21 protein-coding genes are annotated in these 23,895 nt (G+C 67.4%); 12 read left to right on the top strand and 9 right to left on the bottom strand.

Annotated elements, in window-relative coordinates:
* Positions 1–2: 2 nt before the first annotated feature.
* The 3 genes from NCW75_01445 to NCW75_01435 all read right to left on the bottom strand — a co-directional run bounded on the left by NCW75_01445 (position 3) and on the right by NCW75_01435 (position 3,800).
* Positions 3–809: a prepilin-type N-terminal cleavage/methylation domain-containing protein gene (locus NCW75_01445; protein UYV12962.1), complete on the bottom strand. Its 807-nt coding sequence runs from the start codon at positions 807–809 to the stop codon at positions 3–5.
* A gap of 145 nt (positions 810–954) precedes the next feature.
* Positions 955–2,055, bottom strand: a complete 1,101-nt coding sequence (locus tag NCW75_01440; GenBank protein ID UYV14213.1) for an LptF/LptG family permease — start codon at positions 2,053–2,055, stop codon at positions 955–957.
* A gap of 14 nt (positions 2,056–2,069) precedes the next feature.
* The gene (locus tag NCW75_01435; GenBank protein ID UYV12961.1) at positions 2,070–3,800 is read right to left on the bottom strand and encodes an LptF/LptG family permease; all 1,731 of its coding nucleotides are present in this window, start codon (positions 3,798–3,800) and stop codon (positions 2,070–2,072) included.
* A 54-nt stretch (positions 3,801–3,854) separates the two neighbouring features.
* Here NCW75_01435 and NCW75_01430 point away from each other — a divergent pair, with 54 nt between their 5' ends.
* On the top strand, positions 3,855–4,838 hold the full coding sequence (locus NCW75_01430; protein UYV12960.1) for a glycosyltransferase family 2 protein: 984 nt from the start codon (positions 3,855–3,857) through the stop codon (positions 4,836–4,838).
* A 62-nt stretch (positions 4,839–4,900) separates the two neighbouring features.
* Here NCW75_01430 and NCW75_01425 read toward each other — a convergent pair whose 3' ends face one another.
* Positions 4,901–7,237, bottom strand: a complete 2,337-nt coding sequence (locus tag NCW75_01425) for a peptidylprolyl isomerase (protein UYV12959.1) — start codon at positions 7,235–7,237, stop codon at positions 4,901–4,903.
* A gap of 251 nt (positions 7,238–7,488) precedes the next feature.
* On the opposite strand from NCW75_01425, the gene NCW75_01420 reads away from it, so the two are divergent.
* Genes NCW75_01420 through NCW75_01410 form a run of 3 tightly spaced genes read left to right on the top strand, consistent with a single transcriptional unit; the run spans position 7,489 to position 11,820 of the window.
* The gene (locus NCW75_01420; GenBank protein ID UYV12958.1) at positions 7,489–9,726 is read left to right on the top strand and encodes a glycosyltransferase; all 2,238 of its coding nucleotides are present in this window, start codon (positions 7,489–7,491) and stop codon (positions 9,724–9,726) included.
* Entirely contained in the window at positions 9,639–11,102 is a 1,464-nt protein-coding gene (locus NCW75_01415) for a pyridoxal-dependent decarboxylase (GenBank protein ID UYV12957.1), read from the top strand. The genes NCW75_01420 and NCW75_01415 overlap by 88 nt, the downstream gene beginning before the upstream one ends.
* Before the next feature lie 19 nt (positions 11,103–11,121).
* The gene (locus tag NCW75_01410; protein ID UYV12956.1) at positions 11,122–11,820 is read left to right on the top strand and encodes a hypothetical protein; all 699 of its coding nucleotides are present in this window, start codon (positions 11,122–11,124) and stop codon (positions 11,818–11,820) included.
* Here NCW75_01410 and NCW75_01405 read toward each other — a convergent pair.
* Positions 11,731–12,549: a helix-turn-helix transcriptional regulator gene (locus tag NCW75_01405; GenBank protein UYV12955.1), complete on the bottom strand. Its 819-nt coding sequence runs from the start codon at positions 12,547–12,549 to the stop codon at positions 11,731–11,733. The two genes, NCW75_01410 and NCW75_01405, sit on opposite strands and share 90 nt — an antisense overlap.
* A 192-nt stretch (positions 12,550–12,741) precedes the next feature.
* Here NCW75_01405 and NCW75_01400 point away from each other — a divergent pair, with 192 nt between their 5' ends.
* On the top strand, positions 12,742–14,352 hold the full coding sequence (locus NCW75_01400; protein UYV12954.1) for an FAD-dependent oxidoreductase: 1,611 nt from the start codon (positions 12,742–12,744) through the stop codon (positions 14,350–14,352).
* A gap of 221 nt (positions 14,353–14,573) precedes the next feature.
* Positions 14,574–15,227 carry a hypothetical protein gene (locus NCW75_01395; GenBank protein UYV12953.1) on the top strand — a complete coding sequence of 218 codons (654 nt, stop codon included), beginning with the start codon at positions 14,574–14,576 and terminating at the stop codon, positions 15,225–15,227.
* A 16-nt stretch (positions 15,228–15,243) separates the two neighbouring features.
* Here NCW75_01395 and NCW75_01390 read toward each other — a convergent pair whose 3' ends face one another.
* The gene (locus NCW75_01390) at positions 15,244–16,113 is read right to left on the bottom strand and encodes a hypothetical protein (GenBank protein UYV12952.1); all 870 of its coding nucleotides are present in this window, start codon (positions 16,111–16,113) and stop codon (positions 15,244–15,246) included.
* A 273-nt stretch (positions 16,114–16,386) separates the two neighbouring features.
* Here NCW75_01390 and NCW75_01385 point away from each other — a divergent pair, with 273 nt between their 5' ends.
* Entirely contained in the window at positions 16,387–16,749 is a 363-nt protein-coding gene (locus NCW75_01385; protein ID UYV12951.1) for a PilZ domain-containing protein, read from the top strand.
* 20 nt (positions 16,750–16,769) lie between these two features.
* On the opposite strand, the gene NCW75_01380 is transcribed toward NCW75_01385, so the two are convergent.
* Complete coding sequence (locus NCW75_01380; GenBank protein UYV12950.1) at positions 16,770–17,354, bottom strand: HIT domain-containing protein; 585 nt, start codon at positions 17,352–17,354, stop codon at positions 16,770–16,772.
* An 83-nt stretch (positions 17,355–17,437) separates the two neighbouring features.
* On the opposite strand from NCW75_01380, the gene NCW75_01375 reads away from it, so the two are divergent.
* The 3 genes from NCW75_01375 (at position 17,438) to NCW75_01365 (ending at position 19,215) form a co-directional block, all read left to right on the top strand.
* Positions 17,438–17,875, top strand: coding sequence for a CBS domain-containing protein (locus tag NCW75_01375; GenBank protein ID UYV12949.1), 438 nt, complete (start codon positions 17,438–17,440; stop codon positions 17,873–17,875).
* Between the two features lie 114 nt (positions 17,876–17,989).
* On the top strand, positions 17,990–18,223 hold the full coding sequence (rpmE, locus tag NCW75_01370) for a 50S ribosomal protein L31 (GenBank protein UYV12948.1): 234 nt from the start codon (positions 17,990–17,992) through the stop codon (positions 18,221–18,223).
* 206 nt (positions 18,224–18,429) lie between these two features.
* On the top strand, positions 18,430–19,215 hold the full coding sequence (locus NCW75_01365; protein ID UYV12947.1) for a hypothetical protein: 786 nt from the start codon (positions 18,430–18,432) through the stop codon (positions 19,213–19,215).
* On the opposite strand, the gene NCW75_01360 is transcribed toward NCW75_01365, so the two are convergent.
* The gene (locus tag NCW75_01360) at positions 19,212–20,159 is read right to left on the bottom strand and encodes an iron ABC transporter permease (GenBank protein UYV12946.1); all 948 of its coding nucleotides are present in this window, start codon (positions 20,157–20,159) and stop codon (positions 19,212–19,214) included. The genes NCW75_01365 and NCW75_01360 overlap by 4 nt on opposite strands.
* A gap of 91 nt (positions 20,160–20,250) precedes the next feature.
* Between NCW75_01360 and atpC the strand changes: the two genes are divergently transcribed.
* On the top strand, positions 20,251–20,670 hold the full coding sequence (gene atpC, locus NCW75_01355) for an ATP synthase F1 subunit epsilon (GenBank protein UYV12945.1): 420 nt from the start codon (positions 20,251–20,253) through the stop codon (positions 20,668–20,670).
* Positions 20,671–20,795: 125 nt separating this feature from the next.
* On the opposite strand, the gene NCW75_01350 is transcribed toward atpC, so the two are convergent.
* Complete coding sequence (locus NCW75_01350) at positions 20,796–21,854, bottom strand: agmatinase family protein (GenBank protein UYV12944.1); 1,059 nt, start codon at positions 21,852–21,854, stop codon at positions 20,796–20,798.
* A 70-nt stretch (positions 21,855–21,924) separates the two neighbouring features.
* Between NCW75_01350 and NCW75_01345 the strand changes: the two genes are divergently transcribed.
* Entirely contained in the window at positions 21,925–23,727 is a 1,803-nt protein-coding gene (locus tag NCW75_01345) for an AbgT family transporter (GenBank protein UYV12943.1), read from the top strand.
* The last annotated feature ends 168 nt before the right edge of the window (positions 23,728–23,895 follow it).

Genomic DNA, 23,895 nt, shown 5'->3' with positions numbered 1-23,895 from the left:
CGCTACTGGAGCAGCGGGGGGAGGGCCGGCGTGCCGATGATCAGGGGATGCCCCTCCACCGGTCGCGGCACGTACTGGAACTCGGTGCCAAGCCCGTCGGTGAAGTTCACGTGCCGCACCGAGCCGTCCAGGAACAACACGTTGCCCGTGTTCGGCTCGGGGTGCCACGACGCCTCGACTCGCCACTCGCGGTCGACCGCGATCTGCCACTGCGGCACCGCCACCAGCAGCATGCGCGAGGGCATGACCTCGATCTCGTGCTCGGCCATCGGGCCGGGCATGGCTGTCGGACGCGTTCGCCGCTCGTCGAGCAGCAGCGGGTTCGCTCGATAGCTGGTGCCGAACCGCTCGAACACTGTCGGCTGGGGGAACACCTCTTGGGTCACCGGCTTGCCCGAAGCCTCGGTCCATCGGTACCCGCGATCCATCGGCGAGCGGAACAGCGTCGCCAGGCCATCGCTGTCTTGCTCGCTCTCGGTCATGATGCAGCTGTTCAGCGGACGGTCGCTCGACAGCACCGCGCGACGCTCGGCACCCAAGAACGATGCCCCGCCATACTTCCAATCGGCATCCGCGCGGAAGGGCATGGCCTGGTGGTCGTCGATGTACTGCCGCCAGCCGATGCCGATCTGCCTGAGGTTCGTGGCGCACACCGCGCCGTTGGCGGCGTATCGGACGTACCGCAGCGACGGCAGCAACAGGCCGAGCAGGATCGCCACGATGCCCATGGTGATCAGCAGTTCGAGGATCGAGAACCCTCGGGAGCCACGAAGCTCTGGATTGGCTGGGTTGCCCTTGGGCGTACGCATGAAGGTGGAATCCTAGCCGATGCGGCCCACGAGTCTGCCAGGGCCTTCGCCATTTGTATAGCCGAGCGTCCAGAAATGTTTCACCGAACCCACCCGCGAGCAAGTATTTCTGAATGTTCGCGTGCCGATCGGCTGGGCTTGTCCCTTATGTCTGGACACTCGTGGCCGCCGCAGCCGCGGCGGGCGCGAGGAGCATCGCCGGCAGGAACACGCTGAGCCAGCCGGGCATGCCCGCGATGGGCGCCGAGACGCCCAGGGCCGACAGCACCAGCGCCGCGAGCACGATCGGCGCACACTTGGCCGCCTGCACCGCCATGTTCCGGGGCTCGCGCGTCACGAAGAAGGGCAGCGCGATGACAAGCGACAGGCCCATGGCCACCCAAGAGCCGACCCGACCCCACCGATCCCGCTGGAGCCGCCGCCGCAACTCGGGGGTCAGGCTGCGATCCTGGGACAGCATCCGCCCGAGCGTGGCGAAGCTCAGGTGCTGGCCCAGCCCGGCGAAACGGCGGACCGCCAGCGCGTTGGGGTCCATCTCGGTCTCGACGCGATCGATCGGCTCGGGAGCCCCCGGCCGGCCCACCGGCTGGACCGAGCCGGCCTCGAGCATCCACGCCGAGCCGTCCCAGGTGGCCTTCTCGGCCGAGATGAGCCTCGTGGGCACGCCCACCTCGTCCCGCTCCCAGATCTTCACGCCCTCCATCACGCCCGCCTCGGGGTCGAAAGAGGCCGCGAAGATCAGCTTGCCGCTGGCGTCGGGCGTCGTCGGCAGGTTGCTGACGCCGATCTTGCCGTCGTTGTTCTTCACACGCGGGTCGTCGGCCAGCAGGATGCCCACGATCCGAGGCACCACCAGTTCCTGGTTGGCCACACCCACCAGCACGAAACCGAACGCCACGACGAACACCGGCACCATCGCCCGCCACAGGCTGATGCCGCTGGCCAGCATGGCCACCAGTTCCCGCCGGGCCACCATCTGGGCTGTCGTGAAACCGAGCGCCGCCACCAGCACGAAGCCGAGCGTGAAGTTGAAGAGTTGGATGAGCCTGGGCCACCAGAGGTTCCAGACGATCGACGCGGTCGCCATCGCCTTGGAGACGAAGTCGTCGTGCTCGCCCGCGTACCGCACGTAGCGGTGCAGGTTGAGCGACGCGTCGACCACCACGATGAAGCTGCCCAGGATCACCAGCAGCAGCACCACGTTGACGAAGTACTGGATCGCGATGGAGCGGTCGAGCAATCGCATGGGCACGCCCTTCCTCAACCCTTCCGCCGCCCGATGCGCAGCGACACCCACACGACCAACCCGGCCAACACCAGCGGCCCACCCCACAGGATGGGCAGGCCGAGACCTCCATAATCGTCCACCATCTGCTGGCCGGTCGAGATCACCAGGATGAGCCCCAGCGCGGGCAGGAACGCCGCCAGATAGGCCGTCAGCGGCGGGGCCTCCTGGAATCGGATGGCCGCCACCGCGCCGGCGATCGCCAGCACGATGGCCGACAGGCTGAGGGCCATCCGCTCGTGGTGCTTGCCGAGGATCTGCTTGCGAACCTTGATCAGACGCTCGCGGAGGTCCCGCGTCGGTGGCGCCAGGAACTGGTCCTCGCTGCCCCACCGCTCGTTGTGGGCCTCGACCGCCGCCAGGAGCTCGGGGCTCGACATCGCCAGGAACGCCGGCACCGGATCATCGGCGACCACGAGCGGCCCGAGCGTCATCGTCTCGCGAACGCCGCCCACCCTCGAGTCGGCATCCGGGCCCTGGGCCACCGCCGTCCGCACGTTCTCGCCGTGGAGCATTAGCTCCATGCCCCGGCTCATGGGCGTGCCGGTGAGGTTCGCCTCGATGGTTCCGGCCCCGAGTTCGAAGCGGTCCACCGACCGGGTTCCTTCGCTCTCGGGGCGGTACCGCTCGACCACGATGGGCTGGATGCCCCGGGCCCGGAGCCGCCACGCTTTGGCTTTGTCGTCCCAACCGATAGCGCCGGCCCGGAGTACCAGTGTCGAACCGTCCGCGCCACGCAGTTGCACGGCCCCGCCGCCGCGCAGCTCCCTCACCGTCCGCTCGATCACCGTCCGCAGCGCGAGGTGGAAGGCCAGATCCCGCCTGGCCGCGTCGACGGGCCCGAGCGGGTCGGGGTCTCTGTACGCCCGTCGCATCTCGCCGAATGTGAGGAACTTCGGGCTGTCTCCCCCGCCGCCGGGCATGAAGAGCTTGTCCTGGAACGCGCCAACCCGGCTGCCCGACAGCCGGCCGGTGTCGCCCACCGCGTCCTTGACGACGTAGGTCACCACGCTCACGCTCGAGCCGAGGGCGCCGGGCACCTCGTTGGGGCCCATGAGGTCCGCCTCGGTCACCTCGCGGGGCTCCTCGACCAGCAGGTCGGCCCGCTCGGCCGCCCCCCAACTGGCCATGTTGCCCTCGGGATCGAGCTTGATCAGGTGGGCACCGAGCAGCACGAGATGGTCCTGGATGCCCGGCTGGTCGACCTCGGGCGTGAAGACCTGGTCGGCGTACAGCAGGAAGCCCTGGACCTGCACCGCCTCGCCCCGCTCGATGGCCCGGCTGATGAGCCCGGCGGCCTGGCCCGAGGCCACCTCGCTCATTTTCTGGAGGAACCGGGGGATCACCTGCTCATTGAGCGCCCCGAGCGTTGCGGTGAGCACCACGCCGGTCACGATCGCGGGCATCAGCAGCGTCAGCAGGCTCATGCCACCGGCCTGGGCGGCCATCAGCTCGCGTTCCTGGGCCAGCCGGTGGTAGGCCAGCGTGCCCGCCAGGGCCCCAGCGAACGGGATGGCGTACGCCAGCATCGGCACCGCCGCGAAGCCCATGAACTTCAGCGTATCAACCGCCGAGAGCAGCCCCTTGGCGTAGTTCTGCACCGTCGCGCCGAACGCCGTCACGAGCACGAGCACCGCCGTGATCAGCAGGACATGCCGCCAGAGCTCGAAGGTAATGTGCCCAATCAGGGTCCACGACACGCGCACGCCCGGACGATAGGGGGCAACCGCCCCACCCGCTCGGCCGGGCTACAACCCGTCATGCCCCGTGAGGCCAGCCAATCCCTCCCGCTCACGACCTTCGTGATCCCGTGCTACAACCACGGCCGGTTCGTGGCCGAGGCCGCCCGATCGTGCCTCGACCAGGCCGACGCGCACGTCGAAGTGGTCGTCATCGATGACGGCTCGGACGATGGCAGCACCCCCGAGGCCTGCGACGCCCTCGAATCCATGGGGGTCCGGGTCATCCACCAGCCCAACGCCGGGCTACCCGCCGCCCGCAACGCCGGTGCGGCACTCGCCGGCGGCGGGCACCTCGTGTTCCTCGACGCCGACGACTGGATCGAGCCCACGTTCCTCGCCAGGCTGCACGCAGTCCTGGCGACCGATCCGCACGCCAGCCACGCCTACTGCCAGGAACGCCTCACCGACCTGGGCGAGAACGTCATCTGGCGTGTCCCGGATTGGGATCCCATCCTCCTGCTGGTCACCAACCTCCACCCGGTCACCTGCCTCATCCGCCGCGACCGATTCGAGGCCGCCCACGGCTTTGATGAAACCATGACCGAAGGCTACGAGGACTGGGATCTCTGGCTGCGTTTTGCCTCGCACGGCTGGCACGGCATCCGAGTGGCCGAGCCGCTCTTCAACTGGCGGCGCCACAGCCGCCAGACCATGATCGACGACGCCGTCGCCCACCACGAGGCCCTCTACCGTCGCTTGCTCGAGAACCACCGCGCGTTCTTCGACCGGCACGCCCTGGACACCGCCGCACGCGCCAACACCATCCTCCGCCGCGCGGACGCCCACTGGATGGATGAGACCGGCCTTCCCATCGAGATCCAGTACCTCCACGCCGTGCGAGACGCCTACCACAAGTCTGGCGCGGTCGCCCTGGCGCGCCACTTAGACGCGGTCTTCGCCAGGCTCCCCGCACCGCTGCGGCGTTCGCTTCAACGCCTGGCGCGAGGCAAGGCCGGCACCAACACAATCTCGCACCCTTCGGCTGGCCAACGCCCACAATAGAAGCGGGACCGACCGCTTGTGCGAGCGATCGGCCCCGTAAACATGCTTTGAGAGTCTCTTGCCTACAGCACGGTCTCGAAGAACGAATCCGACAGATCGCGAATCGTGCCCTGGGCGAACGTGCCGGTGCTGATCGTCACGGAGTTGCGACCGGAGGACCCATCGTCGCCGCTTCGCGAGACGGACACGCCGAACTGGCCCGCGTTCCCCGCCGTGCCGCCACCCATCGGCAGCGCGATGCCGGCAATGAAGATGGTGTACCGGCCCCATTCCTCACCAAGGTTGATCGTCGAAAGAATGTCATTAAAGTCGCGTACCGAGAAATCGGTACGCTCACCCGGCGCCAGCATGGGCAGGTCCCCGAAGGACACGAACTGGGCGCGGTCGAAGAAGTAGATTTGCATGGTGAAGTTCAGCGTCACGCCGGACGCATCGCTGTACGGGTTGTACAGCGAGATCATCTCGCCATCGTCACCCGGGTCGAAGCCCGACAAGACAACAAGATCTGACAGCTGCGTCTGGAACGCCGTCGACATGGTCTCGTCACCAATGGTCGCCGTGTAATGCGCCGCGACCGGCTGGGCAGATTCGTAGCGAACGGTCAGGATCTCGTCGGACGTAAACACGCCACCAAAGTCAACCAGGAGCCGCTTCAGGTCGTAGAAGCCCAGGTCGCGCGGCGCCAGCACAACGCCCGTCGTGGCCTCGTTGCCGTCGCTATCGCTGATGGTCAACTGCACCACCGTGCCCACCGGCCGGCTGTTTAGGAAGCTGAGATACGACTCTTCGCTCTCGCTCGGCGAGTACCGAACACCGGCCAGCACACCCTCGGTGCCCCCGCCGTCGATCGCGCCCAGCGCGCCATACGCGTTGATCGATTGGGTGGCCGACAAGGCCGCGTTCAGGATGGTGTCGTACGTGCTCATCGCGGCGATGATCGGCACGTCGGATTGCACCCGGACGGCCTGCACCCCGTCGGTCGCAAACCCAAACAGGTTGTGCAACTCGGCACCACCACGGCGGTGGCCCTCGAGCGGATAGCTGATGGTATTGAAGGTGCCCGCGTCGGTGTACACAATCAGTGTGACCGTACCGGCATCACCGGTCAACGCCTGCCACACGACGTACGACTCGCGATCCATCACGTTGTCGGTGTCGCCCCTCGTGGTCGCCAGTCCGCCGAACGCCCACGTGTTGAACGCGTCGGTCCCACGCGAATCCAGATCGGCGAAGTTGACGAACGACTCGCTCATCGTGGCGCCAAAGTCGCTGTGCGTCAGCGTGGCGCTCATGGCCGCGCTGCTGTGGACCTCGATGGCAAACGGCGTGAACTTGCGCGCCTGCGGATCGTCGTCGGTCAGCGCGGGATCGCTGATGGCGATCCGCGTGCGCGTGCCCGCGTCGAGCATGCCGCTGGTCAGCACCTGGTCGCGAACGCCGGTCTCGTACCGCAGCACGATCTGATAGAACGGGTCCGCGCCACCCGAGGTGTTCGCCGTGAGCTCGACATACGTAATGCTCGTGTCGTTGGCGTAGCCCTCGGGGTACCCAACCAGGAAGGTATAGAAGGTCTCGCTCAAGGCCGGCTTGATGATCAGCGTGCTGTTGACCTGGACGAGGAATCGCTCCTCGATCGCCGTGCTGCGGATCTCTTCGGGAGCGATCGGATCGGGCTCGGACCGAACCGGCACGTCGCTGAGCGCGAAGCTCACCACGTCGGCGTCCGGGTTGTCGAGGAACTGCGTCCGCCCGAACGCGTCGAGGACGGGGTTCCCGTCGTTGTCGACGAGGATGTCGGCGAACACGAACGTTTCCAGGTTCTGGATCGCCTGCACCACCGACCACGAGCGGTCGTTGGCCACTCGACCGAACACCGTAAAGTCCTGCGCATCAAGATCGATGTCATCGGCACCCTGGCTGCCGTTGTTGTCGCGGAGATTAATGAAGAACTGGCTGGTCGCGGTATCGGTACCGATGCTCGTGACCAGCGCCATCGCCAACGAACGTTCGACGTTCGAGCGATCGGCGTTGGCCTCGTTCTCGATCGCCTCGAAGGTCTCGACCCGGCTCAGCCCATCGTCATCGTTGAAGACGAACCCACCACCCTGGATGATGAACGGATCGCCATCGATGTCGGGGTCGGAAGAGGACACCGTCACCGAGCGGTGGAAGAAGCTCTCGAAGTATCGCCCGGTGTTGACATAGCTCAGGAAGTTCTCGACCGTCACGGGCGCGGCGCTCGCGCCACCGGGCCCACCGCTGTCGTACAACTCGAAGTCGATCTCGCCAAGAGACGTCTTGAACCGCACGACCGTGTTCTCGGGGTCCACCAGATCGGTGATCTCGGGGAAGCTGGCGTCCAGCAGCACCCGGGGTTCCAGGGCCTCGACCAGTGCCACCTCGCGGGGTCCCTGACCCCGGCCGGCCAACCGATCCATCCAACCCAACGCGCGTCCGTACAAAGACATGGTTCCGCTCTCCGTGTGGTGTTCGCCCGCCGGGCGTGGGGCCGAGGTCCGATCGGCCAGTTGGCGGGGCGTGCTGCCGCCCCCGTCAGGGCAGCTTCGGGGGTTCCATGCTAGCGACCGGCCAATGCCGACGCCCGCACGCCCTGTCCCCATTTGTTCTACAGTGCCGTACGCTCCCAACCATGGAACGGTTGACCGATCACGGCCAACAACCCGCGTCCCACGAGGCCCGAGCCGATACCCCAGCCCCCCAAGGGCTCTGGGTTATCAGCCCATGCTTCAATCGGCCCACCGACGCCCAAAACCTTTGCCGGGCCCTGGCGGGCCTCAAGCTGCCCCCCAATCCGACCCCCACGCTGGTCCTGGTCGACAATGCCAGCGAGCCCTCGATGGCCGATTCGCTCGGGGCATCCCCAATCCCAAGCCCGTGCCCAGGCCCTTGGACGTGCCATCACCTCCGCCTGCCCACCAACGTGGGGGGAAGCGGCGGCTACAACGCGGGGTTGGCCTACGCCGTCACCCATGCCCAACCCAACGATCCCGTCTGGCTGCTCGATAGCGATGCCCTCCCCGAACCCGATGCGCTTCTGGCGCTGTTCGCGACGCTCTCCATACCCGGCGTCGCCGCCGCGGGTTCGATCTTGAAGGACCCCGACACCGGCGAGTACTACGAGCTCGGCGGCCGAATCGAACCTCGCACGGGCGAATACGCCTCGGCCTGGAACCCTGACCCCGATTCGCCGCCCACCCAGCCCATCGATGCACAATACCTGGCCGCGTGCAGCCTGCTCACCACGGCCGAGGCCATCCGCCAGACCGGCCTGATGCCCGACACGTTCCTCAACGGCGACGACGTGGCCTGGGGACTCCGCCTGGCTCGGGCCACCGGCGGCCGGCTGGTCGCCACGCCCGACTCGGTCGTCGTCCACCCGCAATGGGACCGCATGCGCACCATTGCGCGGTACTTCGCGGCCCGCAATTCCATGTCGGCCCTGCCCCAGGCCGGCGTGGGCGTCTTCCACCGGGCCATGCGAGAAGCCGCCCGCGCCGCCACGCTCCACGCCACGGGGTTGCACGCCCTGGGCGACCTGCACCTGCTCGGCCTGCGCCACGCCGCCGAGGGCCGCGTCATGGGCTTCCCACCCAAGGGTGTCGACTTCGGCAACCCCGACCGCCCCGGCCTCACCCAAGACCATGCCGAGCGCGAGGTCTCGGGCAACGCCCGCGTCGTCAGCGCCCGCGCCCGCCGGGCGGATTTCTTCAACCCCAAGGGCTCGATCGCCGTCGACGCCCAGGGCGGCTGGACCATCACGACCTCGCGCACAACCCAATTCGCTCGAGCCATCGGAGCGATGTTCAGGGGCTTCAAGCTCGCGCTGAAACTCAAACGCCAGGGCGGCAGCTTCGCCCACGCCCCACCCGCGCCGATGGCCCGCGAGGTCCGAGGCGGTGAAAACGGCCTGAGCATCATCATCGTCGCGTACAACCGCAAGGCCGCCCTGCTGCGCACGCTCGAGCACCTGCACGCCGCCGAGCCCGGCGCGAGCGCCGAGGTCATCGTCGTCGACAACGCCTCGTCCGACGGCACGGCCGATGCCGTGCGCGACCGGTGCCCCGCCGTCCGCCTCGTCGAACTTTCGGAAAACACGGGTGTGGCCGCCTTCAACCGCGGCGTCGAAGCCAGCACGGGCCGAACAGTCCTCATCCTCGACGACGACTCGTGGCCCGACCCTACCGCCCTCGCGCTGGCCCTCGAACTGCTGAACGATCGTGCCGACATCGCCGCGGTCGCCCTGCACCCGCGCCACCCCGACGGCGGTCGGAGCGAGTGGCCCTTCGCCCGCCGCGTCTGCACCGCCTGCGACGCCTGGCCGGTCATGGGCTGCGGCAATCTCGTCCGCAAGGCCGCCTGGCAGCAGGTCGGTGGCTATTGCGAAGGCTTCTTCCTCTACCGCAACGACACAGATCTGGCCCTCTCACTCGGCAGCACCGGCAAGGTCTGGTTCGACCCGAGCTGGGTCGTGTGGCACGACAGCCCCGCCGCCGCGCGCAAGAGCGTCCGCTGGTGCCACCTGGCCACGCGCAACTGGCTCTGGATGGCCAAGCGCCACAGCCGCCACCCGAGCCGGTTCTGGGCTTGGCTCGGTGTGCTGCAAGCGTTCCGCATTGCTGGCGTCCGGCCGAGTGCCATCCTCGCCGTAACGAAAGGCGTGCGCGACGGCCTGTTCCGCTCCGCCCCACCAGCCAGTTCCAGTTCGCCCGAAGGCTGGAAAGCCCTCATGCATCTGCGGCTAGGCAAGCCCATCCCCACGGCACCCCGCTACGTTGGCCCATGCCCGAGCAATCCGACAAGCACGACGCCCCGAGCCACCTCAGCCCAGATCAGTTCCGAGCCCTCGCCCACGACGCGCTCGACCTGATCCTGGACTACCACGCCAATATCGAATCCCGACCCGTGCGCTCCGAATCCAAGCCGGGCGACGTGCTGGCCGCCCTGCCCGACCTGCCCCCCACCGATGCCGCGGGCGACGCCGAGTGGCCGGCCATCCTCGACGACGTCCGCGAGATCATCCTGCCCGCCCTCACCCACTGGCAATCGCCCGGCTTCTTCGGCTACTTCCCGGCCAACAGCTCCTGGCCCGCCGTGCTGGGTGACCTGCTCAGCACCGGGCTGGGGGTGCAGGGCATGCTCTGGCAGACCAGCCCGGCCGTCACCGAACTCGAAACGCGGATGCTCGACTGGATGGCCAGATTGAGCGGCCTGCCAGAGCGGTTCCTGAGCACGGGCGGGGGCGGGGGCGTGATCCAGGGCACCGCTAGCGAGGCCACGCTCGTCGCGGTGGTCGCCGCCCGCCACCGCCTCCGCACACAACATCCTGAAATCGATCCGCGCACGCTGGTCACCTACACCAGCACCCAGGCCCACAGCTCGGTGCTCAAGGCCACCCGCATCGCCGGCATCGAGCACCTCCGCCTCGTGCCCACCGGCACCGACCATGCGCTTGACCCTAGGGCGTTGCGCTCGATGATTGAGCAGGACATCGCCGAAGGCCTGACGCCCTTCTACCTGTGTGCGACGTCCGGGACCACCAGCAGCGGCGCGTTCGACCCCATCGACCGGATCGCCGACGCGCGTGACGACCTCGCGCCCAACGCCTGGTTGCACGTCGACGCCGCCTGGGCCGGGTCGGCCGCGGTCTGCCCCGAGTTTCGCGGATTCCTGGACGGGCTCGAGAACGCCGACAGCTATTGCACCAACCCCCACAAGTGGCTGCTGACCAACTTCGACTGCGACCTGTTCTACGTGGCCGATCGTTCTGTGCTGATCGACTCGTTGAGCGTCACCCCCGAGTACCTCCGCAACACCGCGACCGATTCGGGAACTGTTATCGACTATCGCGACTGGCAGGTGCCCCTGGGCCGCCGGTTCCGGGCCCTCAAGCTCTGGTTCGTCATGCGCCACTACGGCGCGACCGGCCTGCAAGCCCACGTCCGCCAGCACGTGCGATGGGCCCAGTGGCTCGAGCAGCAGATCCTGGCCGACGACCGGTTCGAGCTGGCCGCCCCGCGATCGCTCTCGCTGGTCTGCCTGAGGCTGGCCGGCGATCGCGACACCGACACCCGGGCCCTGCTCGAGTCCGCCAACGCCACCGGCAAAGTGCTGCTGACCCACACCACGCTGCCCGATGCCGAGGGCCGCGACCGCTACACCATCCGCGTGGCCATCGGAGGGACGTACACCACGCACGAGGCCGTCGAGGCGCTCTGGAAGCTCCTGGTCGCCCACGCGGGCTGAGCCGCGCGTACGCTGGGCCATGGCCCTTCGCTGTCTCGCACTCTTGCTCGTCGCGACCGCTCTGGCCGGCTGCGCGAGCGGCCCGCGTGCCGATGCCCCGTCCGCGGCGGCAACATTTGTCGTGCAGGCCAGCGACTACGCACAAGCCTTCGAGGTCGCCCAGGCCGAGCTGCGCCGCCGGCTGTTCGAGTTGGAGCGCGTCGACGCCCAGGCGGGCGTCATCCTCTCTCGCCCGAAGACCGGCGCGGGCGTGCTGGCCCCGTGGACGCTCGCGCCCAGCAGCCGTCTCGTTGAAGATACCCTCAACGCCCAGAGCCGCACCGTCGAGATCCAGTTCGAGGCCGCCGAGACCGTGGCCCAGCCGCCCGACGGCGTGCCCGACGCCTTGGCCAACCCGGACCTGCCGTTGCCCCCGGGCCGAGCCCGGGGCTCGGTGGTCGTCAGCGTGCGGGTACTCATCAGCCGCCGCGTCTCGCCCACCCGCCGCCTCGAACCCAGCGCCATCCGTTACAGCAATCCGACGATCAAGCCCGAACTCTTCCAGCGCGGCCTGGGAACGGTGTACGACGCCCCGCGAGACCTCGACGCGAAGGCTTCGGCCAGTCTTGCCGAAGCCATCGAGCGCCGCCTACTTGAGAACCTCGGGCGGCGGGACGCCCAGCGTGGCGCACCCGACCAAGGCCGCCCGGGTGCGCACGCCCAGCTTGCGGTGCAGTGACTTCACATGGTCGTGCACCGTGTACCGGCTGCGATCCAGTGTCTTCGCGATCTCGACGACCGAGGCGCCTCGCACGAGTTGCCCGAGCACCACGTGTTCCTTCTCGGTGAGCCAGCCGCGAGGCTCGAGCCCAGGGCCCTCGCCCAGGGCCTTGCGAGCGATGGCGTGCGCCCACGGCAGCACCTGGGCCAGGAACGCCGCACGCGCCCGGGTGTGCACGTCACGCGGGCCACCGAGTTGCACCGTCAGCACGATCTGCCCACGCTCGCACGAACAGGCCAGAGCGGCCAACTCGACCCCAAGGTTGGCGTAGTCCATCGCCTCCTCGACCATCCGCATCGAGGGCTCGCCGGGCGGTGGCTGGCTCACCAGGCACGCCGGCGTGTCCGCGAATGCGGGCGGGCGGGGCCACGGCAGGCCCTTGATCGCGTCGAGTTCGAGAACGGCGTCACCTGGCAAGCGTCCGGCCGCACCGAACGACTCACCCCGCCAACGACCGAACTCGTCGAAGCGGCCCAGTTGCACCGCGACGGCCCGTTCGGGGCCGCACAGTTCGAGCAACGCGCAGGCAAGCTGCTCGGCCAGATCTGGCGTCGGCACCGCCGCGATGCGCGAGAGCGCCCACGACAGTCGCAGCGCACAAGCGGGCACTCCAGAATCGGGTTGTTTGGCCGCATCGGCGGCTTCCACCAGCCTCGACGCGCGTTTATAATCATCTCCTGCAATCACGCTCGCACCCCCTTGGTTCGGGGGAACTATCGGGCACCGAACAGGGCCGCGGCGCTGCGGCACACAAGCCCGAAATCGGTGATTCCACACATCTGTGTGCCCACCAGCCATCGATCCGCAATGCCACACGGATCACCGGGATCGATCCCAACTTTCGAGCGATCCACGACGATCGATTGAGGACGAAGTTTTTTGACGACCCAGCCCACCCCCGCAGCCGGGGAGACCAAGCCGACACTGCCCAAGGACGCCCGCGTCTTGGTCATCGGTGCCGGCCCCACCGGCCTGGGCGCCGCGTGGCGGCTGCGCGAGCTGGGCTGCGAGAACTTCACCATCTTCGAAGCCATGCCCTACGCGGGCGGGCTGGCACACTCGTTCACCGACGACGCGGGCTTCACCTGGGACATCGGCGGCCACGTCATGTTCAGCCACTACGAGTACTACGACAAAGTCTTCGACGAGGTGATGGGCAGCGACTTCGCCCTTAACAACCGCGAGAGCTGGGTGCGTATGCGCGAGACCTGGGTGCCGTACCCCTTCCAGAACAACATCCGCTATCTACCGCCCAAGGACGCGGCCGACTGCATCGTCGGGCTCATCAATGCGCAAGCCGCCGATGCGCCGAGCTTCCGCGACGCGGCCAACTTCGGCGAGTTCATCGACCGCGTGTTCGGCGAGGGCATCGCGCGACTCTTCATGCGGCCGTACAACTTCAAGGTATGGGCCCACCCGCCCGAGATGATGAACAAGCACTGGATCGGCGAGCGCGTCGCGGTCATCGACGTCGAGCGGGCCGTGCGCAACGTCGTCGAGGGCAAGGACGACTTCGGCTGGGGGCCCAACAACCAGTTCAAGTTCCCACTCCGCGGCGGCACGGGCGAGTTCTACCACCGCATCGCCGAGCGGCTCAAGGATCGCACGCGTCTCTCCACCCCCGTCGAGCGCATCGACACCTCGCGCAAGGTCGCGACCGTGCGCACCGCCGATGGCTCGACCGAAGAGCTGCCCTACGACGTCATCATCTCGGCCATGCCGCTCGACGTCCTCTGCACCGACATCGTCAGCGACGCACCGGAACACGTGCGTGAAGCCGCCGGCGGCCTGCTCCACTCGGCCGGCCATATGGTGGGCATCGGCCTCAAACGGCCGTGCCCGAGCACTAAGAGCTGGATGTACTTCCCCGAAGACAACTGCCCGTTCTACCGCGTCACCTACCTCAGCAACTACTCGCCCTACATGACGCCCAACCAGTCCGGGGCCAACGACACCCACTACTCCCTGCTGTGCGAGACCAGCGCCAGCGGGCACAAGCCGGTCGACGCGGCCACCATCGTCGAGGACACCATCGCCGGTCTCGAGAACGCCGGCCTGCTCGAGCCGGGTGAGCGAGACGACATCATCAGCACCTGGCACCACGCCGTGGAGTACAGCTACCCCACCCCTTCGGTCGATCGCGACGAGCGGTTATCGGTCGCCATCCCCTGGCTCGAGGCCCACGGCATCTACAGCCGCGGCCGCTTCGGCATGTGGAAGTACGAGGTCGCCAACACCGACCACACGCTCATGCAGGGCGTCGAGGTCGTCGACCGGCTAGTGCTGGGCCAGCCCGAGCACACCATCGGCATCGTCTACAAGGTCACCGAGGATGGCCGCGAGGCCGCCGGGCACGATCGCCCCACCGTCGCCGGCTCGGGCGAGAAACGACTGGCGAAGAATACGGCAATCCCTGATACGTCCGAAGACGTTGCCGAGTCCGAACTTGGAGCCACGCTCGGGCCGAGTGGCGGCGCAAACGCCAGATGAGTCAGGATTAACCCACACAATAACTCAAAGCGGACCTTCGGTAACCCGCTGAAGTGGGTCCGTTTGTGTCGGTTGCGCTGCCTATTCGGGCGATTGCTGGCCGAGTTCCAAACCCGGCGCACAATTGAGGCAGAGGAACGGTGGCCCCCTGCCCGGCGGCCAATAATTAGGAAATTGTTCGGCTATCATGTGGCCGCGTGTTGGACGGAAGGCTCCGGGGTATGGGTGTTCTTACCAGCCAATCGAATAACCCCCTGCTTGGGGGGCGCTGGCAGGCTGACGTCCTGGCCATGACCGACGAGGCCCACCTCGTCGCGTGGTCGCCCTCGCCCCGCAGGCAGCTCGACTTCCTGGCCTCGATCGGCCAGTTCCTCCAGGCCCAGCGGTACACCGAGGTCTTCCGGTTCCAGGGCCGCCACATCCACGACCTCGAATCGTTCTGCACCCAGCTCGAGCACGGCATCCCCGGGCCGACGCTGGCGCGGCGCGTCCACGGGCCTCGCGGCGTGGTCTCGCTGCTGCGAGGCCGCGACCCCGCCCACTGCGGGGCGGCCAGCCGCTACCGCTACCTGCTCTGGGACGACGCGCACGTGCTGCTCGAGAGCGACCGCCAGCTCTTTGGCGAATTGGTCGACGCCATCATCGGCGTGTCGGCAGAGTCGGAGTACGTGGGCGACGACCTGCTGCTCATCCAGCGCGCCATGTTTGCCGGCAACGCCGCGATGAAGACCTACGCGGACGACCCGACCGGCCAGTTCAACGTCTGGCTGCCCGACGGCTTCGACGAGGCCTTCTGGGAAGTGGTCACCGGCATCGAGGCCCCCTCGACCACCACCCTCTCGATCGACCGCCTGATCGACCCCAGCGTTCGCTGATCGAATCCGCCAGTTCTTAGCTGCACCCCGCCATGAACGCCGCTTGGAAGCAGGTGAAGTCGGCCGCGGTGATTTCGCCATCGCCGTCGCAGTCGGCCAGGGTGTCGCCGGCCGAGAACGCGTTCTGGAAGCACAGGAAGTCGAAGATGGTCAGCTCGCCGTCGCCGTCGCAATCGGCCACGCAGGCGAGAGAGCCGTAGACCTCGAAGGGCAGCGAGACCTGCACGCCGCCCTCGGTGCGGTTGCGCGCGGCCCGCCACGCGCCCAGCACCCGCTGCATGGCGTCGCCGATCACCGGCTCGGCATCGTCGCCCAGGTATGGGCTGTAGGGCCCACCGTCGATGGAGCCGTTGAGCGTCCATGCGATCCAGTACTCACCGGCCCCGACCGACCAGCCCAGGTTGTCGGCCGTGAGCGCGAACACGCGGCGGTCGATCGGGAAGTCGACGCCGAACATCGCGACATAGGCGTCGGTGGGCTCGGCGGATGCCAGCACGTTCTGCTCGATGTCGCCCGCGATCACGCTGCTGCCGGGCGCGCCGGGCACCCCGTCCCACAGCTCCACGGCCATGAAGTCGGTCGTCGGCCCGGCGATGGCGCCCTGCTGGTAGCCGTAGACCACGACCGAGTCGATCGTCGCGCCGGCGGTCAGCTCGAATCCCTCGGCCAGGCGGTAGGCGATGGTCGAGTAGGCGCTCACGCCGGCCGACGCGCCCTCGGGCACGGCCCAGATCAGGTCGCCGCCGGTCTCGTGGGCACCGGGCATGGCCGAGAGCGGGCCGTTGTCGGCCAGCAGATCCTGGGCGGCTGCGCTGCCGGCGATGCACCCGAACGAAGCAAGAACGATGCCGGTACGCACCGCGCGATGGGTCGAGGTCTTGGCCATGGGTCTCCTCCGTGGGCAGATTACGCGCCGGGCAACCCTATCGCTACAGCGCAAAGCGGCCCGGGGCCAGCCGTTGGGGTTGTCCGTGTTCCACTCCGTGGCCCGCGGGGCGCAAGATCCGCCGATTCAGGAATTTTCACGCAGAACCGACAACCCGAATAAACCACACACCCCATCGCTGCCGATGCCATTGGTGGAGATGGAGCCGGAGAGGAGAGGGATCGCCCCAGTTGGGCCGAGTGGTGGGCCCTGGGGCGGAACGGAATCTTCCACATGGTGGTGACTGTCATGGATGCGGCACAGCAGATCGAACTCAAACCTGTCGACACGAATCAGCAAACCAGCGAAATCGAGCCCGGCCCCTACACCTTCGACCGAAGGCGTTGCTCGCGCGGCCCGGCCTCGGGCCAGCGCCTGGGCGTGGTGTTCGGCGTCGAAGGCGGGCGGTGGCTCCTGCCCCTCGAGTTGCGCGATAGCAGCGCGAGCGGCATCGGGCTCATCTCGGCCCAGGTCCTGAGCCCGGGCGATCGCGTGACCCTGTACGACGAGGGCCAGCGGGCCACGTTCATCAAGGGCCACGTCGCCCGGTGCGTGCGCCGCGAGGACGGCAAGTACGACCTCGGCCTGACGTACTAAGCGCGTACTTGTTTTCTCGGCTATTCCAGCGTCTGGCGCATCCCCACCCAGGTCGCGCGGTACCGCCGCGCCATGTCGTCGAGGGCCTGGGGCACGACGCGGATCTGGGCGACGGTCGTGACGAAATTGGTATCCCCCGCCCAGCGCGGCACGATGTGCGCGTGCAGGTGGCTGGGCACGCCCGCGCCCGCCGCCCGGCCCTGATTAATGCCCACGTTCAGCCCCTGGCACTCAAGCGTCCGCTCGGCCAGGTCGCAGGCGAGTTCCAACAGCATCCACAGGTGGGCTCGGTCTTCGGGCTCGTAGTCAAGCAGCCGGGGCCTTGGCTCGCCCAGCGCGACCAGCAAATGGCCGTTGGCGTAGGGGTAGGCGTTGAGCAGCACCATGCCGCGGCTCGTGCGGGCGATGACGTGGTTGGCCTCGTCGGCCTGCGGGTTGGCCCAGTAGGCCGAGAGGAACGTACCGCCCGAGTCGTTGGCGGGGGTGTCGGCGGCGTCACCCAGGGTTTCGAGATATTGCATCCGCCACGGGGCGTGGATGCCGTCGGGGCCAGCGGGGCGGTTATCGGGGCCCTGGCCGGGCCTGCTGCGATCGGGACTGGGCATGCGACGACTGTAGGAAGATGCGCGCGCAACCAAAACCAGCCGATATCCATGTGGAGCGATCCTGTTGTATCGGAGAACGCCTGATGCGCATCGAAGACATCATGACCCGCGAGGTCATCACCGCCAGCATGGATGACAGCCTCGAGAGTGTTCGCGACCTGTTCACCCGCTACCGATTCCGGCACATGCCTATCACCGGCGACAAGGGCGAGTTGGTTGGCATCATCTCGGACCGGGACATGCTGGCCAACGTCAGCCCCTTTGCGGGGACGATCAACGAGCGGCCGGCGGACGCCAATAGCCTTCGCCGCAAGGCCCACCAGATCATGTCCCGCCACCCGGAGACCGCTCCGATGGCTCTGCACGCCGAGCGAGCCGCTCTGATCATGCTCCAACAGCGGATCTCGGCCCTGCCGATCGTGGATCCCGACGGCATCCTGGTCGGGATCGTGACGATGCGGGACATCTTGCGTTTCCTGCTGAACCAGTGCGGCTCGAGCCGCCGGAGCGGGGCAGCCTGACGGCTGGCGTTGTTTGGGGCACCCCGGGTTGGCCATCCAGTGCTTGGCGGATATACTCTCCGTTCAACGCAACCCCCCAACAGGGGCCCCCACGGGGGCTATCGGAGCCGGGCCATGAAGCAGGACACGCACCCCAAGTACTACCCCAACTGCAAGGTCTACCACAACGGCGAGGTCGTGATGACCGTGGGGGCCACGGTGCCCGACATGCACGTGGAAGTCTGGTCGGGCTCGCACCCGTTCTTCACGGGTAAGCAGGCCTTCGTCGATGCGGCCGGCCGCGTCGAGAAGTTCCAGCGCAAGTTCGGCGGCAACTACTTCGCCGACAAGGACAAGAAGGGCAAGTAAGCCCGGCTCGTTCGAATCTGGTGCATTCTCGGAACCGCGCGACCCTGTTGCGCGGTTCGTAATTTATTGGAACCCGGGCGTGTACTCGGACGCCCGCGCTTGCCCCAACCCTACTAAGCGCACAGATTGTCATGCGATCACCTTCAAAAGAACTCAAGTGATCCAGCGCCCCGCGCCGCGAACCGATCTTGAATGCAGGAAGTCCCATGTTCTCGGCAACGGAAGCCAACACCCCGACCCAGTACACCGCGGCCCACACCCTGCCGATCGCGGCTGCTGCCAGCAAGCCGGAGCGTGATGACGCTCCGAGCAAGAAACCTGGGCAGTTGAGCGAGGCCGAGGAACGCAAGCTCCGAGAACTGCGCGAGACCGACGCACGCGTCCGCCGCCATGAGGAGGCCCACCGTGCTGCGGCCGGCGCGCTGTACCGGGGTGGGCCAAACTACACCTACGAGACCGGGCCCGACGGCAAGCGGTACGCCGTGGCGGGGTCGGTGCAGATCGATACATCGCCGGGCCGCACGCCCGAGGAAACGGTGCAGAAGGCCGCCCAGATCCGCCGCGCGGCTCTGGCACCGATGGACCCGTCGGGTACCGATCGTGCCGTGGCGTCGAAGGCCACACGAATGGAAGATGCCGCCCGACGGGCGCTCACGAAACAGAGCATGGACCGGCCCGAGGCGCCCCAAGTAGTCGCGAGCGCACCGGCTGAGATGCCGGTCGCCGCCGCACCGCCCACCTCCCAACCTCCGGAAGAAGCTGGAATCCAGCTCCAAGGCCAGTCTCAAACCCAAACACGATCCAAAGCAGAGGCTACACCGCAAACCGATCCGCAGGCGAAATCTCAGGCGCAGAACACCCTGTCGCCGGGCGATCTTGGCGGTGAGGTCTGGTCGACGGTCAGCGCCCTGAGCGATTCGACCCAGCTCAAGCAGGATCGCCGGGCCGACGAGATGCCAACGCCCGCGCCGCACATCGACGTTATGGCCTAAACCGGCTTACTCGCTTGTGATCGCAAAATAACGACCAACACCGGCGCTGCCAGCACCGCGACCACGACACCCGTCGGTAAACGCCCAGTTTCGAGCGGCAGCACACGCACAACGCTGTCGCTCACGAGCATCAGCACCGCCCCAGCCATGGCCGCCCCGAACACCAGCGGCGTGTGCCGCGGGCCCATGAGCATGCGCACCAGGTGCGGGCACACCAGACCGAGGAACGCGATGGGACCGGCCAGCACGACGGCCACCGCCGTCAGCACGCCGGCCACCAGCACCATCTCTATTCGCAACCGCTTCAGGGGCACGCCACTGGTGAGCGCCTCGTCCTCACCCATGGCCGCCGCGTCGAGCGCCCGGCCACGCCACGCCACCCACAGCACGCCGGCGAGCGCGAGCCCGCCGGCCAGCACGACCTCGTGCAGCGCGAGCGATTCGGTGAGCGAGCCGAAGAACCAGGTACCCTCGGGCCGGGCGCTGGGCGGCATGATGGCCCGCACGGCGCTGGCCAGCGAGCCAAGCCCGATGGCGAGGGCCACGCCCACCAGAATCAGCGTTACGGGCTCGACCTGCCCCCGCCGCCGGCCCAGCAGCAGTACGAGCCCGAGCGCCCCGATCGACCCGATGAGGGCCGCGACGTCGTCGCGGATGCCCAGCCCGATCGCCCGGGCCAGCGTCACGGCCAGCACGGCCCCCGCCGACATGCCCAGCAGGTCTGGCGAGGCCAGGGGGTTCCGCAGCATGGCCTGGAGCGCCACGCCCGCGGTGCCGAGGCAGACCCCCACGATAACGGCGGCGATGGCCCGGTCGAGGCGGATGCCCCAGACCCATGAGTTTTCGGGCAGGCTCAGCCCACCGCCGGGTGCGACGAGCAGCCTGAGCGCCAAAGCAATGGCCAGCAGCGAGACGAGCAGGGCTAGGGCGACCCGGACGGGCATGGCCCAGCGTATGGCGCTACCATGGCGGCCCCGGCCCTTGACCTACCTTGGGCCGGTCTCAGTTGACTTCCTACGACGGAGCCGGGCACGAATGAGCACCCTTTCCTGCAAGCTGATCACCCCCGACGGCGTGCTGGCCGACAAGCCGCTGCAGTATGCCTCCATCCCCGCCCACGACGGCCAGTTCGGCGTGCTGCCGGGCCGCGCCCCGATCGTCGCCAAGCTTGGCCTGGGCCTGCTCACCCTTAAAACCAGCGAGCGCCAAGAAGAGGTGTACCTGGTCGAGGACGGCTTCGTTCAGGTCTCAAACAACGTCATCCGCATCCTGGCCAGCAGCGCCAAGCTGCCCGCCGACCTGGACGAGCAGGACGCCAAGGCCGAGTTGGCCGAGGCCGAAGCCCGCCGCGTGCCCAAGGACCACCCCGATCCGGTGGCCGAGCAGGAGCGCATCACGCGGCAGATGGAGCGGGCGCGGCTGCAACTGAAGTTGATCCGGGAACGGGATCGGTAGGAAGTTTCTTACCGAGCCGCGAGCGCAAGCTCGCGGACCAACCTTCAACAACCAAAGATGTATCGAAGTGCCCAACCCCGTTAGCGGTACGGAGGTTGGTCCGCGTGCTCACGCACGCGGCTCGGTTACGTCCCGGTCATGGCACACAATTTATAAAGCAGCCGCGCCCCCACCACCGCGTCTATGGATCGCACGCTCGGATCCGGATCGGGCGCGACCTCGACCAGGTCGAAGCCGACGACCTTCTTGCCGCTTTCGATGACGGCCTTGATGATCGCCGCCGCCTGGGGAAAACTCAACCCGCCGGGCACGGGCGTGCCGGTGTTGGGGCATAAGTACACCTCGAGGGCGTCGATGTCGAAGGTGACGTAGATCGTGTCGGGCAGCGTCTCGAGGGCTCGCTCGACAAGGTTCTTGAACAGCACCGGATCGCCGCCCGTGTCGGCGATGTCCTCGCCAAACACAGTCGTCACGGGCTTGCCCAACGTGTCCTCGGCGGCGCGCGCAAACTCGAACTCTTCCCGGCAGTAATCCCGGATGCCGATCTGGGCGAGCGCCCTCACGCCCGGCACCATCGTGAGCGCGTTACGCATGATCGAGGCGTGGCTGTGGGTCAGGCCGCAGTACGCATCACGCAGGTCCATGTGGGCGTCGATCTGGAGGACGCCGATCTCGCCAGCGTGCTGAGCGCAGGCCTCGATGGCGCCCAGCGGCACGCTGTGCTCGCCGCCGACTAGGCCGGGGGTCTTGCCTTCCTTCAGGATGCTCGCGACGGTATCTCGCACGTACTCGCGCACCCGCTCGCCCGCGGCGTTCACGCGCTCGCGGGCCGCCTCGTCCACCGGGGGCTCGCCCTCGACCTCGATCAACGCCTCGGCGTCGGGCCTGACGGCAGCCGACAGCTCGGCGATCCAGCCCTCGATGGGCTCCATCATGATGCCACGATCACTGATGCGGCCCAGCCTCGTGTCTTCCAGGTCGATCTGTGATGAGGCTTCCAAGATCGCCATGGGGCCGTTGGCAGTGCCCGGGCGGTAACTGGTGGTGGCGTCGAAGGGCACGCCCACGAGCACAACTCCAGCGTCTCGACGGGTGGTTGGCAGGCGGAGGAAATCGGGCTGGCTCATGCTCTTGTCCTCGTTCTGGCCGATGCTCAGGCCGGCACCAACCCGAACATCGGCCACGGTAGGGCTTGCTTGCCGCGCCCGGCGGGGGTAGGTTGCCTGCGATCCGCACGCCTCGTGGGAGACACCGATGGACCCGAGCAGCACCAACCCGATGGCCGAGCCCGAACTGAGCACCAAACGCAAGGGCGTGCTCGACTGGGTCGAGTGGCTGGGCAACAAGCTGCCCGACGCGGCCACGCTGTTCCTCGTCGGCGCGATCATCGTAATGGTCATCAGCGACATCGGGTTCCGGCTTGGCTGGTCGGTCGACGTCAAGTCGCTCCAGGAGGTCGTCGACCCCCAGACGGGCGCCGTGACGACCGAACTGGTTTCGACCGGAGCCGAGCCGCTGACCGCCAAGAGCCTGCTGACACCCGACGGGCTCTACTGGTGCCTGAGCACAATGGTCGCCAACTTCATGGGCTTCGCGCCCCTGGGCGTCGTGCTCACCGGCATGCTGGGCATCGGCGTGGCCGAGAAGACCGGGCTCATCGGTGCCGGGCTCAAGGCATTCATGAAGGTCGTGCCCAACCGGTTGCTCACGCCGGCCATGATCTTCCTTGGCATCATGAGCAGCTTCGGCCTCGACGCGGGGTACGTGGTGCTGCCACCGTTGGCGGCGCTGCTCTACAAGTCGGTCGGGCGTTCACCGCTTGCGGGCATCGCCGCGGTGTTCGCGGGCGTGGCGGCGGGGTTCAACGCCAACCTCATGGTGACCGGCCTGGACCCCATGCTGGCGGCGCTCAGCACGCAGGGCGCGCAGATCATCGACCCCGACTACGAGGTCGCCGCCACCTGCAACTGGTGGTTCATGATCGCCTCGACGTTCGTGATTACCGGCGTCGGCTGGGCCACCTCGTCGTGGTTCGTCGAACGCCGGCTGAGCCGCAAGAGTATCGAGGAGGGTGGAGCCGCGCCGGTGGAAGCGGTCGACCTGGAAAGCCAGCAGATCACCCCCATCGAGCAAAAGGGGCTTCTCGCGGCCACGCTGGCCGGCCTAGTGGTCATCGGCGTCATCTTCGCCTCTGTGGTCATCAAGGACTGGCCGCTGTACGACCACAGCTACCCGGGCGTGCCCATCGCCGACGTGGTCAAAGACACCAACGGGCAGCCCGTCGCGCCACCCGAGACCATGCCCGAGACCGCGATCGTCGTCGAGGGCGAGGGCTATTACACCGACGCAACCCAGACCGGCTTCGTGACCACCGATGGCGTCGTGCTGGCCAAGCGCTCGCCGCCCTTCGCGCGGTGGGTTGTGGTCATCACGCCGCTGATCCTCATCGGCACGATCATCCCGGGCATGGTCTACGGCATCGTCGTGGGCAACGTGAAGAGCACCAAGGACGCGGGCGCGGTCATGATCAAGGCCATCGAGATGATGGCACCGATCATCGTGCTGGCGTTCTTCGCGGCCCAGTTCATCCAGTACATGAGCTACAGCGGGCTGGACGTCATGATGGCCCACTCGGGCGGCCAGTGGCTGGCCGGCAGCGGGATGAGCAAGTACCAGCTCATCGTGGCCTTCATCGTGATGACGATGTTCTTCAACCTGTTTATTGGGTCCATGAGCGCCAAGTACACGCTGTTCGCGCCCATCTTCGTGCCCATGCTCATGTTCGTAGGGATCAGTCCTGAGTTGACCCAGGCCGCCTACCGCATCGGCGACAGCACGACCAACATCATCACGCCGCTCAACGCGTACCTGGTGATCGTGCTGGTGTTCATGCAGCGGTTCGCACCCCGTTCGGGTATGGGCACACTCATCTCGATGATGATGCCCTACACGATCGTGTTCGCCATCGTCTGGACCATCATGCTGCTGGTCTGGATGGCCCTTGGCATCGAACTCGGCCAGAACGGCCCGCTGACGTACTCGATGACCCAGGGCTGAGGACTTCGGGCGGAGCATCCAGCAACTGCTCGGAAAAACCTCAGCGGCTGGGCCCGAAGCGGATTGCCCAATACGATCCCCACTCGGTCGGCACTGGCGTTGCTGAAGTGCCGATGTACCGTTGGGCCCACAGGGTTGGGCACGCGAAGATGGGATCAGGCGCAGTGC

Origin of the sequence: Phycisphaera sp., from assembly GCA_025916675.1 — a bacterium.
GTDB lineage: Bacteria > Planctomycetota > Phycisphaerae > Phycisphaerales > UBA1924 > JAHCJI01.
The sequence above is the reverse complement of the archived record's forward strand: the minus strand, read 5'-3'. Positions and strand labels throughout refer to the sequence as shown.

Excerpts from the sequence above, each read along its gene's own strand:
- NCW75_01445 (UYV12962.1), bottom strand. The coding sequence starts at position 809 with ATGCGTACGCCCAAGGGCAACCCAGCCAATCCAGAGCTTCGTGGCTCC.
- NCW75_01440 (UYV14213.1), bottom strand. The coding sequence starts at position 2,055 with ATGCGATTGCTCGACCGCTCCATCGCGATCCAGTACTTCGTCAACGTG.
- NCW75_01430 (UYV12960.1), top strand. The coding sequence starts at position 3,855 with ATGCCCCGTGAGGCCAGCCAATCCCTCCCGCTCACGACCTTCGTGATC.
- NCW75_01420 (UYV12958.1), top strand. The coding sequence starts at position 7,489 with ATGGAACGGTTGACCGATCACGGCCAACAACCCGCGTCCCACGAGGCC.
- NCW75_01415 (UYV12957.1), top strand. The coding sequence starts at position 9,639 with ATGCCCGAGCAATCCGACAAGCACGACGCCCCGAGCCACCTCAGCCCA.
- NCW75_01410 (UYV12956.1), top strand. The coding sequence starts at position 11,122 with ATGGCCCTTCGCTGTCTCGCACTCTTGCTCGTCGCGACCGCTCTGGCC.
- NCW75_01395 (UYV12953.1), top strand. The coding sequence starts at position 14,574 with ATGGGTGTTCTTACCAGCCAATCGAATAACCCCCTGCTTGGGGGGCGC.
- NCW75_01390 (UYV12952.1), bottom strand. The coding sequence starts at position 16,113 with ATGGCCAAGACCTCGACCCATCGCGCGGTGCGTACCGGCATCGTTCTT.
- NCW75_01385 (UYV12951.1), top strand. The coding sequence starts at position 16,387 with ATGGTGGTGACTGTCATGGATGCGGCACAGCAGATCGAACTCAAACCT.
- NCW75_01380 (UYV12950.1), bottom strand. The coding sequence starts at position 17,354 with ATGCCCAGTCCCGATCGCAGCAGGCCCGGCCAGGGCCCCGATAACCGC.
- NCW75_01375 (UYV12949.1), top strand. The coding sequence starts at position 17,438 with ATGCGCATCGAAGACATCATGACCCGCGAGGTCATCACCGCCAGCATG.
- rpmE (UYV12948.1), top strand. The coding sequence starts at position 17,990 with ATGAAGCAGGACACGCACCCCAAGTACTACCCCAACTGCAAGGTCTAC.
- NCW75_01365 (UYV12947.1), top strand. The coding sequence starts at position 18,430 with ATGTTCTCGGCAACGGAAGCCAACACCCCGACCCAGTACACCGCGGCC.
- NCW75_01360 (UYV12946.1), bottom strand. The coding sequence starts at position 20,159 with ATGCCCGTCCGGGTCGCCCTAGCCCTGCTCGTCTCGCTGCTGGCCATT.
- atpC (UYV12945.1), top strand. The coding sequence starts at position 20,251 with ATGAGCACCCTTTCCTGCAAGCTGATCACCCCCGACGGCGTGCTGGCC.
- NCW75_01345 (UYV12943.1), top strand. The coding sequence starts at position 21,925 with ATGGACCCGAGCAGCACCAACCCGATGGCCGAGCCCGAACTGAGCACC.